Annotated in this window: 14 protein-coding genes; 10 read left to right on the top strand and 4 right to left on the bottom strand. The window is 41.1% G+C overall.

The genetic code is table 11. The annotated features are described in order from the left end of the window. Positions 1–185 precede the first annotated feature (185 nt). Both BUF11_RS06810 and BUF11_RS06805 read left to right on the top strand, forming a co-directional pair. Positions 186–1067, top strand: a complete 882-nt coding sequence (locus tag BUF11_RS06810) for a class I SAM-dependent methyltransferase (protein WP_084558526.1) — start codon at positions 186–188, stop codon at positions 1065–1067. A 136-nt stretch (positions 1068–1203) separates the two neighbouring features. Beyond that, complete coding sequence (locus BUF11_RS06805; RefSeq protein ID WP_073588095.1) at positions 1204–1800, top strand: zinc dependent phospholipase C family protein; 597 nt, start codon at positions 1204–1206, stop codon at positions 1798–1800. Positions 1801–1856: 56 nt separating this feature from the next. Here BUF11_RS06805 and BUF11_RS06800 read toward each other — a convergent pair whose 3' ends face one another. Both BUF11_RS06800 and BUF11_RS06795 read right to left on the bottom strand, forming a co-directional pair. Continuing rightward, positions 1857–3467 carry a response regulator transcription factor gene (locus BUF11_RS06800; protein ID WP_073588094.1) on the bottom strand — a complete coding sequence of 537 codons (1611 nt, stop codon included), beginning with the start codon at positions 3465–3467 and terminating at the stop codon, positions 1857–1859. A gap of 18 nt (positions 3468–3485) precedes the next feature. Continuing rightward, positions 3486–5309: a sensor histidine kinase gene (locus BUF11_RS06795; RefSeq protein ID WP_073588093.1), complete on the bottom strand. Its 1824-nt coding sequence runs from the start codon at positions 5307–5309 to the stop codon at positions 3486–3488. A gap of 186 nt (positions 5310–5495) precedes the next feature. On the opposite strand from BUF11_RS06795, the gene BUF11_RS06790 reads away from it, so the two are divergent. From BUF11_RS06790 to BUF11_RS06775, 4 genes are all read left to right on the top strand, one after another. After that, a complete protein-coding gene (locus tag BUF11_RS06790; RefSeq protein WP_073588092.1) occupies positions 5496–6851 on the top strand; it encodes an ABC transporter substrate-binding protein in 1356 nt (451 codons plus the stop codon). 128 nt (positions 6852–6979) lie between these two features. Then, the gene (locus BUF11_RS06785; protein ID WP_073588091.1) at positions 6980–7849 is read left to right on the top strand and encodes a carbohydrate ABC transporter permease; all 870 of its coding nucleotides are present in this window, start codon (positions 6980–6982) and stop codon (positions 7847–7849) included. Between the two features lie 143 nt (positions 7850–7992). Next, positions 7993–8688, top strand: coding sequence for a carbohydrate ABC transporter permease (locus tag BUF11_RS06780; RefSeq protein ID WP_242952340.1), 696 nt, complete (start codon positions 7993–7995; stop codon positions 8686–8688). A 76-nt stretch (positions 8689–8764) separates the two neighbouring features. Beyond that, positions 8765–10432, top strand: coding sequence for a glycoside hydrolase family 66 protein (locus BUF11_RS06775; protein WP_073588089.1), 1668 nt, complete (start codon positions 8765–8767; stop codon positions 10430–10432). A 152-nt stretch (positions 10433–10584) separates the two neighbouring features. On the opposite strand, the gene BUF11_RS06770 is transcribed toward BUF11_RS06775, so the two are convergent. Both BUF11_RS06770 and BUF11_RS06765 read right to left on the bottom strand, forming a co-directional pair. After that, the gene (locus BUF11_RS06770) at positions 10585–11427 is read right to left on the bottom strand and encodes an aspartate/glutamate racemase family protein (RefSeq protein ID WP_084558525.1); all 843 of its coding nucleotides are present in this window, start codon (positions 11425–11427) and stop codon (positions 10585–10587) included. Between the two features lie 18 nt (positions 11428–11445). Beyond that, positions 11446–12615 (bottom strand): PucR family transcriptional regulator, encoded by a 1170-nt coding sequence (locus BUF11_RS06765; protein ID WP_073588088.1) that lies wholly within the window; start codon positions 12613–12615, stop codon positions 11446–11448. Positions 12616–12805: 190 nt separating this feature from the next. On the opposite strand from BUF11_RS06765, the gene BUF11_RS06760 reads away from it, so the two are divergent. From BUF11_RS06760 to BUF11_RS06745, 4 genes are read left to right on the top strand one after another with little or no spacing between them, the layout of a single operon-like run. Next, the gene (locus BUF11_RS06760; RefSeq protein WP_073588087.1) at positions 12806–13831 is read left to right on the top strand and encodes a hydroxyacid dehydrogenase; all 1026 of its coding nucleotides are present in this window, start codon (positions 12806–12808) and stop codon (positions 13829–13831) included. After that, a complete protein-coding gene (locus BUF11_RS06755; protein ID WP_242952339.1) occupies positions 13828–14772 on the top strand; it encodes an AEC family transporter in 945 nt (314 codons plus the stop codon). The genes BUF11_RS06760 and BUF11_RS06755 overlap by 4 nt, the downstream gene beginning before the upstream one ends. 18 nt (positions 14773–14790) lie before the next feature. Continuing rightward, entirely contained in the window at positions 14791–15780 is a 990-nt protein-coding gene (locus BUF11_RS06750) for an NAD(P)-dependent oxidoreductase (RefSeq protein ID WP_073588086.1), read from the top strand. A 12-nt stretch (positions 15781–15792) separates the two neighbouring features. Continuing rightward, the gene (locus BUF11_RS06745; RefSeq protein ID WP_242952338.1) at positions 15793–17001 is read left to right on the top strand and encodes a pyridoxal phosphate-dependent aminotransferase; all 1209 of its coding nucleotides are present in this window, start codon (positions 15793–15795) and stop codon (positions 16999–17001) included. Positions 17002–17122 lie beyond the last annotated feature (121 nt).

Genomic DNA, 17122 nt, shown 5'->3' with positions numbered 1-17122 from the left:
AATTGAGAAAAGAATACGCTGTTTTTATAAACAGTCTTGTTTTTAGTACTCAATTACTTATGATTTTAAGATTACTCACAGGTGAGTTCATCCAGAAATTTAAGCCGTAGAGTAAATCTACGGTTTTTATTTTATGCTGAATTATTATGCTTTTATTTTGTTAATAAATATTGGAGGAATTAATTATGATGAAAAGAAATAAGAATCTTATTTTAAACGATAACATAAATATGGAGTTGTTGTTAAACTCCCAGAAGAAGCCGGATTTATATGCTGCTAATGAAGAACCATTCTGGGATGACCCTCATATTTCACAGCAAATGCTTGAAGCTCATTTAAACCCTGCCTGGGATGCAGCAAGTTATAATCATAAAACAATTGACCAAATCGTAGAATGGATGGTTAAATATCTTGATTTAAAAGAAAATGCTAAGATATTAGATTTGGGCTGTGGCCCCGGTCTTTACTGTACCAGGTTCTCCAGGCATGGACTTGATGTGGTAGGGATGGATTATTCAAGAAATTCTATAAGTTATGCTAAAAAGTATGCGGAAACTAATTGTTTAAACATTCAGTATATATATCAGGACTATCTTACAATGGATTATTCCTGTGAGTTTGATGCCATTTTCCTGATTTACTGTGATTTTGGTGCGCTTTCTGATTGCAGACGCGACTTATTACTGCAAAAGATACAGAAAGCTCTGAAACCGGATGGGATATTTGTATTTGATGTATTTACAAGATTCAATTGGGAACAGCAATCTATGCGTAATTGGTATGTGAGCGAAGCAGGATTTTGGAGGCCGTACCCGCATCTTGTTCTTGAGCAGACTTTTCACTATGAAGAAGAAAATGTATTTCTTAACCAATATACCGTTATTGATAGTGGTGGTGAAGTCTCTGCGTATAATTTAAGTGATCATTATTACTCTAAGCAAGATATTCTGCAATTAATGAAGGAACATGGTTATCAAGTACAGGATGTTTGGAGTAATTTAACAGGTAAGGATTATGCCGAAAACACGAAATGTCTGGGTGTTGCTTCTAAAAAGTTAGTCAAATAAGACTATTTTTTTCAATACCGTTAAGATTTTGTTAAAAGTCAATATATCTATTGTACAAAATGAAATTCCGGTGTACAATCACTTAAGGTAGTAAATACCTAAGAGCTATTTGTCAATTTTCAAACAGGAGACATAAATGAGGAAAAAATCGCATATTTCTTTATCAGGTTATTTATTGAACAGCATGAAGAATGATGGACTTATCCATCACAAAAAAGCATTTTATATCGGCAGTATCCTGCCGGATTGTATTCCATCCTTTATTACCAGAAGACATACTATTGAAGAAACCTTTGATATACTGAAAAAGGAGATAATCAAGATAACCGATAATTATGATACGGACAGAGGTATAGACAGGTATTTCAGCAGACATCTGGGGGTAGTCACACATTACTTGGCTGATTATTTTACTTATCCTCATAATAATATCTTTACAGGAAATATTAAGGAACACTGCGGTTATGAAAAGAAACTGATAACTGCTTTAAGAAGCTATGTTAAAAGTGAAGAGGCAGTAAAGGACCGTGAAAAGAACTTTCTTTTTGACACAGTAGATGAGATTTTGAAATTTATCAAAAAGATGCACGAAGAGTATTTGAAGGTAGCTAAGAAAATAAAAGTAGACTGTGACTATATCGTTGAGCTTTGCCATAAGGTGGTGGATGGCATCTTGCAGATTTTTGAACGGAATTACCGCGATGCGATGATGATAGAGATTAATGCAGCTTAAGGAATAGTAAAAGCTGCCCCAGGATATGGGGCAGCTTTTTTGCCGTATATATCCGGTCATAACAGGTTGTTGCTGATATATTCTGTCGGAGTAAATCCATAGTATTTTTTGAAAACGGCATTAAAGTGTTTTGAACTTACAAATCCGGTTTTTTCAGCTATTTTATAAATCTTTTCGTTTGGATTGCTGCGCAGGATAAGGAGAGCCTGCTCCATCCGGATTCTGGTCAGGAATTTTGTATATGGCTCGCCGATGTTTTTATGGAATAAGTCACTAAGATAACTGGGTGTTACATTTAAGCTGTCGGCAACCATGGCAAGACTGATCGGCTCCTTGTAATGGGTGCAGATATACTCCTTTGCCTGTGCTACGATACTTGTTGTTTCCGGTATGTGCATCAGGCTTTCTTCATGATCCAAAACCTTAAGTATCTTAAAAAAGAGCATCAATACGGTATCCTTGCTTAGATTGCCGGTTTGGATAGTACGGTCTATACCAACCGTTAATTCCTGGAAGGCCGGATGGATATACTCTGTTTTGATATTGCATTCTTTGATTAAATAACGGATTAAGTAGGTGCCGTACTTTAAAACAGAAGCAACGTTAATCTCATCCTGAAATAGCGTAAGATAAATGGACAAATCAGTCATTATTTTCGTTTCGTTTTTTGATATATAATCATTTGAAAGGGATGCACATATTGTTTTCAGTTCATTCAGAAAATTTTTCTGGCTGATATAATAATTGGAGGTAATGGGCGAATGCACATTTCTTAATGTTAAGGCCAGGCTTTCCAAAGCGGAAGTATAGGAGTCTGCCAGGCGCAGCAGATCCTTCACTATATAGCCATAGGAAGCATTGATTTTAATGCTTTCATTTGGCCAATAATGCTGACAGAAATCCCTATAAACAGATTCCGCCGCCAGAGCTATTTTTTCTTCGGATACTGCGGTAAGAAGTATGAGCATATTTCCCTTTTCATCACTGACGGCAGTGTACTGGTTCGTACTGCAGAACCGGGTACAGCATTTTATAAATTCCAGCAGGTAAGAAGTATTCTCCAGGGTTTGCTTTTCCTGCAAAAGTAAATGAAGCTCATCCATGCGCAGTAACAGAACGGATGAATACTGCTCTGTGAAGAGGATTTTCCTCTCCTGCAGCAGGTTATAAAGAGATTGAATGGTACTTGAAGCATTATTAATAATGGCTGACAAAAATGCGGCTTTCATTTCAGTATCATTATACTTTCTGAAATCATCCATGGAAACAGCCAGGCTTTGAGCCGTATGCTCCGTGCAGAGAAGCTTTTTGATTTTTCCAAGTGTTGCCGCCATTGCATCATCACTAAGGGGTTTTAAAAGGTAATCGGAAACGCCGTACCGAATTGCCAGTTGTGCGTATTCAAATTCATTATAACCGGATATAATAATCACTTTGGTCTTAAGAGAGGCATCAAAGATATAGTTAGCCAGGTTTAATCCATCCATTCCCGGCATTTTGATATCGGTGATTACCAAATCAAAGGTCTGCCTTTTCAGTAATTCAACGGCTTCAAAGCCATCACAGGCAATACCTGTAACACGAAAGTCCTGGTCAATTAAGGACAGGGTAGTGCTAAGATACTGCCTCATCAGCTGTTCGTCGTCCACAACGAGTGTCCGGTACATAATAGCACCTCCCAGTTTTTATTTTTCAGGATATGGCAGATTAATTGTAACATGTGTCCCTTCCAGTGGGAAAGAAACAATATCCAGTCCGTATTCTTCCCCGTATTTTAGCTTTATTCTTTTGTTTACGTTTATTAATCCGATACTTTCCGGCAGGGATGTATTTTCTTTTACCTCTTCTTTGGACATATATTCAGGGGATAACTTTTGGAGCAGTTCTTTTAACGTATTTTCTTCTATTCCAGCCCCATTATCCGTGACATGTATTCTAAGACAATCCGCATCGGAAGTGCTGTAAATATGAATAAATGACTTTCCGCGCTTTTCCTCGCATCCGTGAATAACAGCATTTTCTACAATGGGCTGCAGGGTTAGTGCCGGAAGCATGAAGGTTTTAAATTGCCCGGAAATGTCAATCAGGTAACTTAGATTGTCCCCAAACCGTGCCTGCTGGATTCCGAGATAGGAATCTACAATATCAAGTTCCGCCGACAAGGGAATAATCTTGTCCGTATTCATAATTCCCCGTAAAAAGAAGGATAACTTTTCGATGCTAAGAATTGCTCCGTTATAGTCCCTGCATTTGATTAAAAGGCTGATGGTATTTAGGGTATTGTACAAAAAATGAGGCTTAATCTGGCTGCAAAGAATATTATATTGAGCTTCCTTTTGCAGATACCTGGATTCGTATATCTCTTTCACGAGCTGCGTATTCCTGTCAAGTATTTCTCTAATCTGCCGAATCATGTGGTTAAAGGAATCCGCCAGATACCCGATTTCATCGTTGTTTTCTATTTCAACCTGGACGCTTAAGTTACCCTCTTGTACCTGCTTCATCAAATGGACTATTTTAAATAAAGGCTTTAAAAAGCGCTGAACAAATAAAAATAAAGCCATGACAGCAAGCAGAAGGCAGATAAAAGCAAGCAGGATAATCAGATTTCGAATCATCCGTGCAGTTCTTGTAAGCTCCTCATAGGAGTTGACAGCAATTACCTTAAATCCTGTTGTTTTTAATGTTGCAACGTTAATGAGATACTTTTTAGAATCTATTGTTTGAGGATAGCTGCCGTCATTTTTATATTCGGAAAAATTAAGGTTATCAATTAAATCTTTCTGCTCCAGCTTATTGTTTTCGTAAACAATATTTTTATTGGCATCCAGGATGAAAAGTGAGCCCTTTTCTTTTAGCTGTACCTTATCACAGATGGTCTTAATGCCGGAATAATTGGCATCTACTTTTATAACGGCCAGAACCTTGGAATTATCTTCTTTACTGCGGATTCTCTGGGCAATGGAGAAAATCCGCGTAGGTTTGTCTCCGTATATTTTTTCCGGGTGGTTGGGAACAAATACCGGAGTGGAGGATTTAATTGCCTGCTTATACCAGTCCGTATCTTTGTAATTATTGTAATCTCCCATGTCGTAAGGAGTTCTTGTATAAGAATAGAGATAATTATCGGTTAAAATATATACCCTAAGAATCTCACTTCTTGGAAGAATCATAACAGAAGCCAGAAAATTCTCAATGCTTCTCTTGCGGTACAAATCAAAACTGTGGGTATTATATTCATCCTCCAGCTCCTCCATAATCGTATCATTATAATAAGGAGAGAGGTTAAGGCGGAATAATTCATCTAAATAAGTGTCTACATTAATTGCAACTTGTTCTATAATTTCCTGTGTCTGATTAACAGTTTGTCTGGTGAAATTATCGGAATACAGGATATAACTAAAGAAGGAGATGAATATGACAATGGCCGTAAGGAGAGCGGAGATTATAACAAGCAGTTTCTTCTTAAAGCTCCAGTCCCTGTAGGTAACTAAATGAAATTTTTTCATGGTTGGTTCACCTCTTTATAAAAGAACGTTTTTACCTTTGCAGTTACATTATACTAGCCTGCATCAGGCTGTACAAGAGAAGATTAGCGTATCCAATAAACTAGAACTTAAACCCAAAGAATTCGGTATTTATACAACGGAGGCCGGGTGATAGACTTAATTTATCAAAAGGAGGAGGTAATAGTTATGAAACGAAAGAAACTTTTATCAATCATGTTAAGCCTGGTATTGATAATAGGCTTGCTTGCCGGCTGCAGTACTTCAAAAAAAGATGACACACAGGGTACTACAGAGGGGACGACAAAAGAAGCGAAAGCGGAAGACCCCACGGCGGCAGATACAAAAAAGGAACATGTTAACCTGAAATTCTTTACCGGTAAAATTGAGACCATTGACGTAATGAATGAAATTATTAATGATTTTAATGCGTCCCAGGACAGGATTACGGTAGAGCAGGAATATCAAAAAGATGCCAGTAACATTATTAAAATCAAGTTTGCCGCTGACCAGGTACCGGATATTATGACTACCTATGAACAGGGTTTTGCCGATGAAGACAAATATCTTGATTTATCGGATCAATCCCAGTGGTGGAGCCGTCTGACCCCTGCCATGAAGGATATGTGCACGGATGTTGACTCCGGAAAGCAATACCGGATATGCACCAACATGACAATGGCGGGCATCTTTTATAACAAGGAAATATTCAAAGAGCTTGGATTGGAGGTTGCTTCTAACTGGAATGACTTTATGGCCAACCTGGAAACAATTAAAGAGAAAAAGCCGGATGTTACACCTTTCTTTATCTTTGGGAATGAAGCCTGGCATCTGGGACATCTGATTGAATTTATTCCCCAGGGATATATCAAAGCCACTTATGGTACCGTAGAGGCGAAAAAGGCTTTCTTAGACAATGATAAGTCTAAGCTGAATTTCGGAGCTCCGGATGGTGCATTAGCAACTTTCGCAGGAAATCTTTTAGATATGCAGGCAAAGGGATTGATTAATTCTGATGTTCTTACTGCTACCAGCGATAACTGTATCCAGGATTTTGCCAATGGAAAGGCTGCTATGTTCAGTAATGGTATGTGGTGCCTGTCCAGTATTCTGGAAGCCAATCCGGACATGGAAAGCAATATTGGATTTGCTCCCTATCCCGCATATATGGAAGGCTCAAAGCCTGTTATTTTAAGTGCAGAGGATTCCGGCTATTCTATTTCATCCACTACAAAATATAAGGATGAAGCAATCGAATTTTTAAATTTTCTATACAAAGCAGAGAACCAGAAAAAGTACAGCGAAGCCTTAAAATCTCCCAGTGCCTTTACGGATGTTAATGCAAGCTGGGCGTCAGAGGGTATTGTGACAGAAGTAAATAATGCTTTAAACAGCGCGGTACACATCGGATTTACCAATGAAAAACCTGCCGGTTTCTCCGGAGATGACGCAGGCCGCATGGTTCAGGAATTGCTTGCCGGAGGCTATTCGGCAGCGGATTTTGCAAAGGCATTTGAAGAGGCCTGGGATGCAGGCATGAAATAAACACTGTGCAAATAAAATGTAAAATTTTTTAACTTTAAATAAATACTGCAGTATCGCAGGTAAGCTTGCGATACTGCATAAATAAAAAGTGAAAATAAGCTGCCGCTATGCAGAAGAACGGAGAATTTATGAAAGAAAAGAGAATTGGTCTGCATACATTTATGGCGATCCCGGCATTTATTCTGTATTCGATATTTTTTCTGTACCCACTGGCGAAAGGAATCGGAATGAGCCTTACAGACTGGGACGGAATCACAAAAGCGCATTTTGTTGGTCTTGATAATTTTATTCAGTTCTTTAAGGATAAGAGAGCTGTCAATGATATAAGGACTACTCTGATCTTTGCGATGGGAAGTGCCCCATTGCTGAATATTGTCGGACTTGGTTATGCACTTTTAATGGACAGTAAGATAAAGGGGAAAGGAATTGCCAGAATGCTTATATACCTCCCGGCAGTTATCAGTCCTTTAATTATGGGATATATCTGGTATTTATTATTGCAGCCGGGGAGAGGTTTCGTCTTTCATTTTCTTGATAATTTGGGAAGGGGTGCTTGGTTTGGCAATTGGACTGCCAGTTATGCAAATTCTATGCTGGTACTGGTGTTGGTCAATGTCTGGCAGTATGCAGGTATGACTATGGTGATTTACCTGGCAGGACTTCAGGCGGTACCCTTAGAGCTTTATGAGGCAGCAAGGATGGATGGAGCCACAGCTCCCAAAAGATTCCGCTATGTTACACTTCCGTTGTTAATCCCTTCTATTCGGATTAATGTTGTTACCAATATAATTGGTTCGTTATCGGTGTTCGATATTATTATGTCTTTAACCGGAGGAGGTCCGGGTTATAAGACGGAATCCTTAAGTATCTATATAATGCGTATGTGTTATGGCAGTAAAACAGGTTACTCAACAGCAGTAGCGCTCATCATGTTCTTTATTATACTAATACCTGTTTTGGTTTCCATGCGTTTGACAAAAGCAAAGCCAATGGAATAGGAAAGGAGTTTATTATGAGAAAATTATCAAAAGTTTCAATCTATCTTTGCGTGATTTTTATATGCCTCCTTTGCCTCATTCCCTTTTTGGTGCTTATAATATTGTCGCTTAATTCTCCGCAAAGAGTTTTTTATGAAGGGAATATGTTTATTCCGGATTTTTACCTTAAGAATTTTGCAGAAGGCTGGGTGAAATCCAATATTGGCAGTGCAATGATTAATTCTGCTTTTATCACAGCTTTGGCACTCATCATCATTGTGCTTTTGTGCTCCATGGCAGCCTATACGATAGCCCGGTTCAAATACCGGTTTAATACACTGATTTTTGCTGTTTTTATAAGCTGTATGATGATACCGGGAATTATAAACACGGTTCCTTTGTATACTTTGATGATAAAACTTCATGCCGTAAATACCCTGTGGGGAATGGCTCTGGTTTGCGCGGCGCTGGCAATACCGCAATCCACCTTTGTATTTCACGGCTTTATAAAATCCCTCCCAAGGGAACTGGAGGAGTCGGCTATTATAGATGGCTGCTCATGGTTTTCTTCCTTTTGGAGAATTGTGTTTCCGCTCTTAAAGCCGGCAGCTTCGGCAATTATTATTTTAAATGGATTTGGAATATGGAACAATTATTCCCAGGCAGTATTTTTCCTTCAGGACAGCAAAAAACATAATGTACCACAGGCTTTATCAGTATATTTCCAGCAATTTGCGGGAGCAAAGTGGAATCTGATGGCGGCAACGGCTGTTATTGCAATTGTACCGGTAATTCTTGCTTTCCTTCTCTTTCAAAAAAATCTGATCAGAGGGCTGACAGAGGGTGCGTTAAAAGGCTAAGAAACCGCAAGCTTTCAACTGCGAATGAATGAATATCCAATCACAGAATAGATATTCACGAAAGGAGTAGGTTAAAATGATATTAGACATCTATCCGGAAAAGGCACAATATAAAACAAAAGAAAAGATAAAACTGATAGTGGAGACGGAAAATAACCGGCCGCAAGAAATACAGGCAGAGATACAGGTAATGAGCCTTAATAAGGTAATATACCAGCAGAGCGTGGAATTGGAACAGGGATTGAATGAGATTCTTTTAGAGGGTGCTGACACAGAGTTCGGCGGCTATGGAGTATACTTAACAGTAACAGATGCAGAAAATAAAAATTGCCGGTTCCATACGGCTTTTGATGTGGTAGATGATTGCAAGAGGGCAATACGCTATGGTTTTTTAAGTGATTTTGACACAAAGGATGGTGCGGAGCAAAAGGATGTTGATAATCTCCGCAAATTTCATATTAACATGGTACAATACTATGACTGGTCCTACCGGCATGACAATTTGGTATCAGAGGATACGAAATACCGTGATATGATGGGCCGGGAGGTTGATATAGAAACGGTAAAAAAGAAAATTGACGCCTGCAGGTCATATGGTATGAAGAGTCTGGGTTATGGTGCCGTCTATGCTGCTTCCGGGGAATATTATAAAAAGCATCCTGAAAATGCGCTTTACACCAGTGCAGGGGATCCCCTTGTATTTATTGATACCTTTTATATTATGAATGTTGCAGAAAAATGCGGCTGGAGGGAACATCTTCTTTCGGAGTATGCAAAGGCTGTCACGGAAATCGGATTCGACGGCATACACATGGATACTTATGGCTTTCCAAAAACAGCCTTCTGTTACGATAAAAAGACCCTCGTTAAGCTTAAGGAGGAATATCCGGCTCTCATTGAAGCAGCCAGACAAAGACTGAATCAGATAACGGATGATAATCATCTTATCTTTAATAATGTAGGTAACTGGCCGGTAGAGGGAGTTGCCGAAGCATCCCAGGATGCCGTATATATTGAAGTTTGGGAGCCTTTTTGTGAATACAGCCATATAAAACAGATTATCCTGGATGCTAAAAGAGCCTGTAAAGGGCAAAAACCGGTAATTCTGGCAGCTTACCTTGCGCCTTTTCGGACAGATTCCATGGAACGGGCTGCTAATGCAGCTTATCTGCTGACAGCCGCAATTACGGTAAACGGCGCCTATCATCTTTTAGTAGGAGAGGAAAACGGTATTCTGACCCAGGGATATTATGTGGATTATTCTGTGATAGAGGAATCTGCGGGAAGAAAATTAAGAGATTACTATGATTTTATTGTACAGTACATGGAACTTTTCTTTGACACAGAGCTTTCTGATGTCAGTATGACCCACATCGGCTGGGATAACACGGAATATAAGTGCTTTCATGAAAAATGGAGCGTTGACGGGAAAGCGGACCGGATTTGGATAACAGTAAGGGAGAAGGAAAATCGGAAGTTAATAAGTATGATCAATCTTTGCGGCAATAAGGAAAGCGAATGGAATACAGGGAAGGATGACCCGAAAAAGCAGGAAAACCTTCTTTTTCAGGTTCAAGTTGATAAACCGGTACGGGGAGTATATTTTATATCACCGGATTTTTACCAGGGAAAAGCAATGGAGCTGCCCTATGATACAATGAAAACGGAACGCGGCTTTGCAGTACGCTTTGAAGTTCCGGATTTAGCTTATTGGAGCAATGTATGGATTGATTTCCAGAGATAGCTGCCAATAACCCCTCTTTTATCCAGAAGAACAGAGAAGCTTTAAAATAAGCTTATAGAATAAAGAAAAGGCTTTGCATAAGAGCAGAGCCTTTTCTTTGTGAGTTTTTGACTTAAACACGGCAATAGTTATTCTGGAAAAACCATAAGAAATTAATAGTACTTAGGTGCCAATATACAGGAATCAATATATTCCAATAGCTGGTTGATTCCAAAAACCGGTACACCGGATAGGGTCTGTATCAGGTTGGTAAAGGGGGCGAAGTTGGTGCATTCCAGAATAATGGCACCGGTATCGGGATTTTCTTCCATGTGCCGGAGGGTAAGTTCTCTGATACAATCCTCTAAAACCTCCAAATCTCCCTCCACATTATCATCGATAAAGAGTTTGGTAAAAGGAGAGGCCTTCTTCATGCCGCTGATGCACACGGGAATATCCTTACCGGACCAGCCAAGCTGGAGAAAATAATCATCGTGTATCAAATCTGCTCTTTCTGTAAAAATACCGATTTTAAGGCTGCTGTTTAGCATGGAATGAATAAAAGGGGCAAGAAGGAGGGTGTTGGTAAACACCGGAATATGGACGGCATCTGCAAGCTGTCTTTGAAAGCCGGTCAGGAAGCTGCAGCTTGTGGTAATTGCCAGGCATCCCTCTTTTTCCAATTCCCTTGCCGCCTGGATAAAGGGCTCTAACAGAACCTTTTCTGCATTGGAGGCATTAAGCTTTTCTGCTGACACATTTCTTACCGTATAATACTTTACAGGAACCTTATAGGTTCTGGCATTTCCCATATCCCCGGGGAGTCTTGGGAATACGGTATCCATCATAAGAATGCCGATAAACTGTCCGTAATTGGTATAACCGCCTTTTATTTTCATAAGCTGCCCCTTTCCAAGATCAATTTTTAGATAACGATAGCATATCAGTGGTTTTGCTGTAAAGTTCTTTAAAGGAATTCTAAGAAAAGTAATCACTTTAGCAAAAAACGTGTACATTCTGTCCACCTGCGACTGTCAGAAGGCAAAATAATCGTGAAATAAAAGAGAGATGGACATATACAGTCTGGCATAGTAATCGTCGGGGTTAATACCGCAGAGGTTATAAATTTTATCCAGGCGCTTTTGCAGGGTATGCCTATGAATATAGAGCCTGTTTGCCGCTCTTGATATATTGCAGTTATCCGCCAGATAGAACCGTAAGGTCTGCACATAATTGGTATGGTTAATCCGGTCGTAGTTCAAAAGAATCTGGAGTGCCTGATTGTCCGATACGAAGGAGTGCTCGTTCTGGTGAAGGACGCCAAACATCTTGATAAAGGTCATATTATCATAGGAGCATACCCCCCTCTTGGCATGGATGCTTTGCAGCAGGTCCGTGCAGTCCGTTACGTGTTCGAAGGAAAGATATAAGGAATCTGTGGACTTGATCCGGTCAATGCCCACATAATAATTCATACCCTGCTGCTCGGATAAAAAGGTCAGCACAATGCTGAAATCATAAATCATGGAGAGATATTTGCCCTCATCTTCAAAAATCATAAGAAAATAGGCCGTTCCGTTTTTATTCGTTTTGTAGGCACAGGTTTCTGCCTGGTCTGACAGGTAGGACTTAATCCGGTTTAAGCAGCTCTGGGCGGTAGACTCATTTACAGCGTACTGATTGATGGGGCGGATGTAGAAAAGGTAAGCGGCCTTTGCGGTATCCTCCTCAAACAGCCGGATGGCATGCTGGCTTAGGGTGTCATGGATAAATAAGAACATGGAGCGGGAAGATTCGTCAGTAAGCTCCGGTTCAGATTTTTCGGCGTTGATTTTCTGGATAAGCACCCTAAGGATTTCAGAAAAAGTATAGTTTTGCGGAATCTCAAGGACGGGAAAGCCCAGTGCATCGGATTCCTCCAGAATATAGGAGGGGATTTTGTCAAGATAACAGCCTGTCTGAATGGCAATGCCGCTGACACCGTTCTTTTTCAGAATGGAAATCAGATCAGAAAACATTTCCTGGCTATCCAGCTTATAACCGGTGGTCACAAGAAGCTCCCCCCGCTGTATGGAATTAGGAGAGTCCAGTATTTCCATAACATTTACCCATGTGATGGGTGCGGCCTCTCCTAAGAAGCCAGCCACTATTCTTACTCCCTTTAACAGTTGGTTTTCAACAATACTTTTCACTGTCAGGCTCATACAATCACCATACCTTCCTGCATTTTCTGTGTGCCATGTTATTAGCATGCATCCATAATAAATATATCGGCTGCTATTTGAAATGGACAAAGTGTCCATTGATACATAAAAAAAGGGTACACAGTGATTATTGTCAGAAAATATCCCTGCTTTTATACTTTCACTATACTAAAATCAACGGAGGTGCTGCATGGGTTATAAAATTTTGATTACAGAGCCTATTGATAAGAAGGGAATTGACTTCTTAAAGGAGCAGGGCTATGAAATCAGGATGGGCTCCGGCATAACGGAGGATATCCTGATAGAGGAAGGCGCCGACTGTGACGGTATCCTGACACGAAACGGTAATATTACCGGGCGGGTCTTACAAGCCTGCAAGAAGCTAAAGGTTGTATCCATGCACGGTGTAGGTGTTGACTGCATTGATGTGGAGGCTGCCGCAAAGCTTGGCATACAGGTGACAAATGCGGCACAATCCAACCAGAGGTCCGTTGCGGAATATGCCATCGGACTTATCCTGATGCTGGCAAAGAGGGCAATCCATTATAATAACGGCTTAAAGAGCGGAAATATGGAGGTCAGAAAGCTTTATGGCAGTGACGTGACCGGCAAGACCCTCGGTATTATCGGGATGGGCAACATCGGAACACAAGTAGCAAAGATGGCTTCCTTCGGACTGAATATGAATGTCATTGGCTACAGCCGTAAGATACGGGGAACGAAAAAGGTTGATTATGCCCTTCTTACGGATAATATGGAGGAGGTAATTTCTTCTGCGGATTTCTTATCCCTGCATCTGCCGGGAAGTCCTTCCACCAGGCATATTATCGGAGAGAAGGAACTTTCTTTAATGAAACCGGAGGCATTTCTAATCAATACCGGGCGGGGGGAAATCATTGACGAGGAAGCGCTGATCCGGGTGTTGAAGGACCACCGGATTATGGGAGCAGCTCTGGATGTATTTGAAGGAAATCTGCCAAAGCCTGACAATCCGCTGTTACATATGGAACATGTGATTGTAACTCCCCATACTGCTGCCTTTACGGCAGAAGCCTTGGAGAGGATGGCTTACCAGTCGGCCCTTGGCATATCAGAGGTACTTAAAGGAAGGCCTGTTTCCTATCCGGTAAACAAATTAAAAGACAGCTTTGAAGAAAATAAGGGAATATCGGCAGTAATGAATTATTACCGTTATGAGTTCCAAAGCAAAGAGTGAATTCGGAAAAAGGCGGTCTTAAGACAGGAGAGGAATGGGAAAAAGAGATGTTTGAATTGCAGGGAACACTGTTTTTATTTATAGCGGCAGGAATTTATGCGAATAAGAAAGGAATTATAACGAACCAAAACCGGAAGAAATTCACGGATTTCATTATTGGAATCATACTCCCCTGCAATATCGTCAATTCCTTTCTGATAAAGTGGTCCTACAGCATACTGAAAAACTGTGCTGCGGTATTAATCATAGCCCTTGTGGCACAAATCCTTTATGTACTGTTAAGCAAGGTTCTCTTTCAAAGGACGGACAGGGACAGGCAGGCAGTGCTTCGTTACGGAGTGATATGTTCCAATGCGGGCTTTCTTGGAAATCCAATTGCAGAATCTGTATTTGGCAGCCAGGGGCTTCTTTTTGCCTCTGTTGCTCTGATTCCCTTACGGTTTGCCATGTGGTCCTCGGGACTTAAGCTCTTTACGAAAACAGACGGGAAATCCACGGCAAAGAAGCTTCTTACCCATCCCTGTATCATAGCGGTAGCAGCTGGCTTTGTCCTGATGTTAACCCAGGTAAAGCTTCCGGCCTTTTTCTTAAAGGCTCTTACGGGTATCGGCAGCTGTAATACGGCAGTCTCTATGATAGTAATAGGATCAATTCTGGCAGAAATCAGGATAAAGGAAATTCTAAACAAGGAGCTTTTTTATTTTTCGGTAATCCGGCTTATTGGTATTCCCCTTGCTGTTCTTGGCATCTTAAAGCTTTTTCCGATAGATAATCTGGTAACGGGAGTCATTGTATTGCTCTCGGCTATGCCTGCCGGCAGCACAACGGTTATGCTTGCGGAAAAATATGACGGGAATGCAGGATTTGCTTCTTCCTGCGTCTTCCTAAGTACGGTGCTGTCCCTGGTGACCATACCCCTTATCAGCTTTTTGCTGGTATAAAGAAAGGAGAAAAGCAGGATGAAGGTTCTTGTGTTTCAGGCAAATGAAGAGGAAATGGACTATATTTATGAATGCAACAGACGGTTTGGCTTTGAACTGGTCTTTGCGGACTTTGACTTTAATACAGCGGGAGCGGATGTCTTTAGGGGTTTTGACGCCCTGTGGATTACCACAAGCTGCAAGGTGACGCCTAAAAAAGCGGAAGAGCTTAAAAGCGCGGGAGTCTGCTATCTTGCTTCCAGGGCAGCAGGTACGGACCACATGGACGGGAAAGCCATGGAAAGGGCTGGCATTCGAGGAGCTAATGTACCGAAATATTCGCCAAATGCCATTGCAGAGCATACCATTTGTCTGGTGCTTATGCTTTTACGCCATATGAAAAGAGAACTCTTTATGATAGAGAGGTATGATTTTACTCTGAATGGTTTAAGGGGAAGGGAATTGCGCAATATGACCGTAGGAGTTATCGGCACGGGCAGAATCGGAGCCGGAACCATACAAGTCCTGAAAGGCTTTGGCTGCCGCATCATTGCCCATGACCTGTATCAGAACGAAGAGGTGAAGGACAGTGCAGCCTATACGGATCTGCAGGAGGTACTGGCCTCAAGTGATATCATAATCCTGCATTGCCCATTGACAGAGAAGAGTGAAAAGCTTATTAACAGGGATACCATAGGTACAATGAAGGACGGAGTGCTTCTAGTCAATACGGCGAGGGGCGGACTGATGGATTACGAGGCAGTCCTTGCCGGTCTTACGAATGGTAAGATTGGAGGAGCGGCCTTTGACGTCTATGACAGGGAAACACCCTATATCCGAAGGAAGGCAGAGAAGGATACCTTTGAAGATGAGACATTACGTGAGCTTCTTGGCAGGGAGAATGTTATCTATACTGCCCATATGAGCTTTTATACGGACACCGCCATTGAAAATATGATTCTTACAACCTTTGAAAATCTGAAGGAATATGAAGAAACCGGGCGTTGTTCCAACGATATCTATGAGTAAGGAGGGATGGATTTGAGAACAGATTATGATAGTAACAGTGATTCCATGCGGGTTAAGAAGGTGGAGCCTTCTCTTATCAGGACAGTACTTAACCGGGTGGATGAGCTAAGAAAGGAAGGAAAGGAAATTATCGCCTTAAGTGCCGGAGAACCGGACTTTCATACGCCGGAGGATATAAAGGCAGCAACCATAGAGGCTATAAGAGATAACTTTACCCATTACAGCTCCAACAGAGGCTATGAGCCCCTAAGGGAGAAGCTGGCAGAAAAGATAAAGCAGGAGACAGGTGTTCTCTATGATTTCCGTACGGAAATCTTGGTAACCAGCAGCGGGGCGGAGGCCATTAACAACACGTTGTTGGCTTTAATTGATGAAGGGGATGAGGTTATTTTATTTTCACCTGCCTTTGTGAACTATGAAAACATGGTGAAGATAAGCGGGGGAGTTCCGGTAATTATTGATTTAAAGAAGGAAAGTGGCTTTCAGATTGATGCAGAAGAAGTACGGCGGCATATCAGTGACAAGACCAGGCTGTTAGTTATCAATAATCCCAACAACCCAACGGGAGCCGTGTATGGGAAAAGAGTGTTAGAAGAACTTTCTGAATTGGCGGACAGGCATAACTTTCTGATTGTATCCGATGAAATGTACAGCAGCCTTCTTTATGAGGGTACCGAATTTTATTCCATTGCTTCCTTTCCCGGGATGAAGGAGCGCTCCGTTGTCATTAACGGCTTTTCCAAGACCTATGCTATGACGGGCTGGCGCCTTGGCTATCTTACCGCAGAGGAAAGAAAAGCAGGTGCTATCTTAAAAATCCATCAATACTCCACTACCTGTTCGCCGACATTTATCCAGATTGGCGCTGCCAGGGGAATGGATACGGGCAGGACAAAAGCAGAAGTTGCATTTATGAAGGAAAGCTTTGCAAAACGCAGAGACCTTCTGATAAAAGGGCTTGATTCTATAAAAGGTTTATCCTATATCGTACCTAAGGGAGCTTTTTACCTTATGGTTGATGTAAGCAAAACCGGGCTTACAGGAATGGGATACGCAGGAAAGCTTTTGGAGGAAGAACAGGTAGCGGTAATACCGGCAGTCGGACTTGGAAAGAATTGCAGTGAATTTATACGGATCTCCTTTGCTGCTTCTGAGGAAAATATCGGCAGGGCTCTTGTAAGAATGAAGGAATTTACCCATAAGCTGATAGCGGCAGAGTAAGGACATTCCTGCCGGATTGACGGGAAAAAAGGGGGATTGTGTACAAAATGTCCACTATAGGGCCTGAAAAATATACAACTTGGTAGTTGTAAAGACGGGTTAGTTTATGTATACTCTTTAA

The sequence above is a fragment of the Anaerocolumna xylanovorans DSM 12503 genome (assembly GCF_900143645.1).
GTDB classification, from domain to species: Bacteria; Bacillota; Clostridia; order Lachnospirales; family Lachnospiraceae; genus Anaerocolumna; species Anaerocolumna xylanovorans.
Note: the sequence above shows the minus strand (reverse complement) of the source record. Positions and strands in the feature narration are given on the sequence as shown.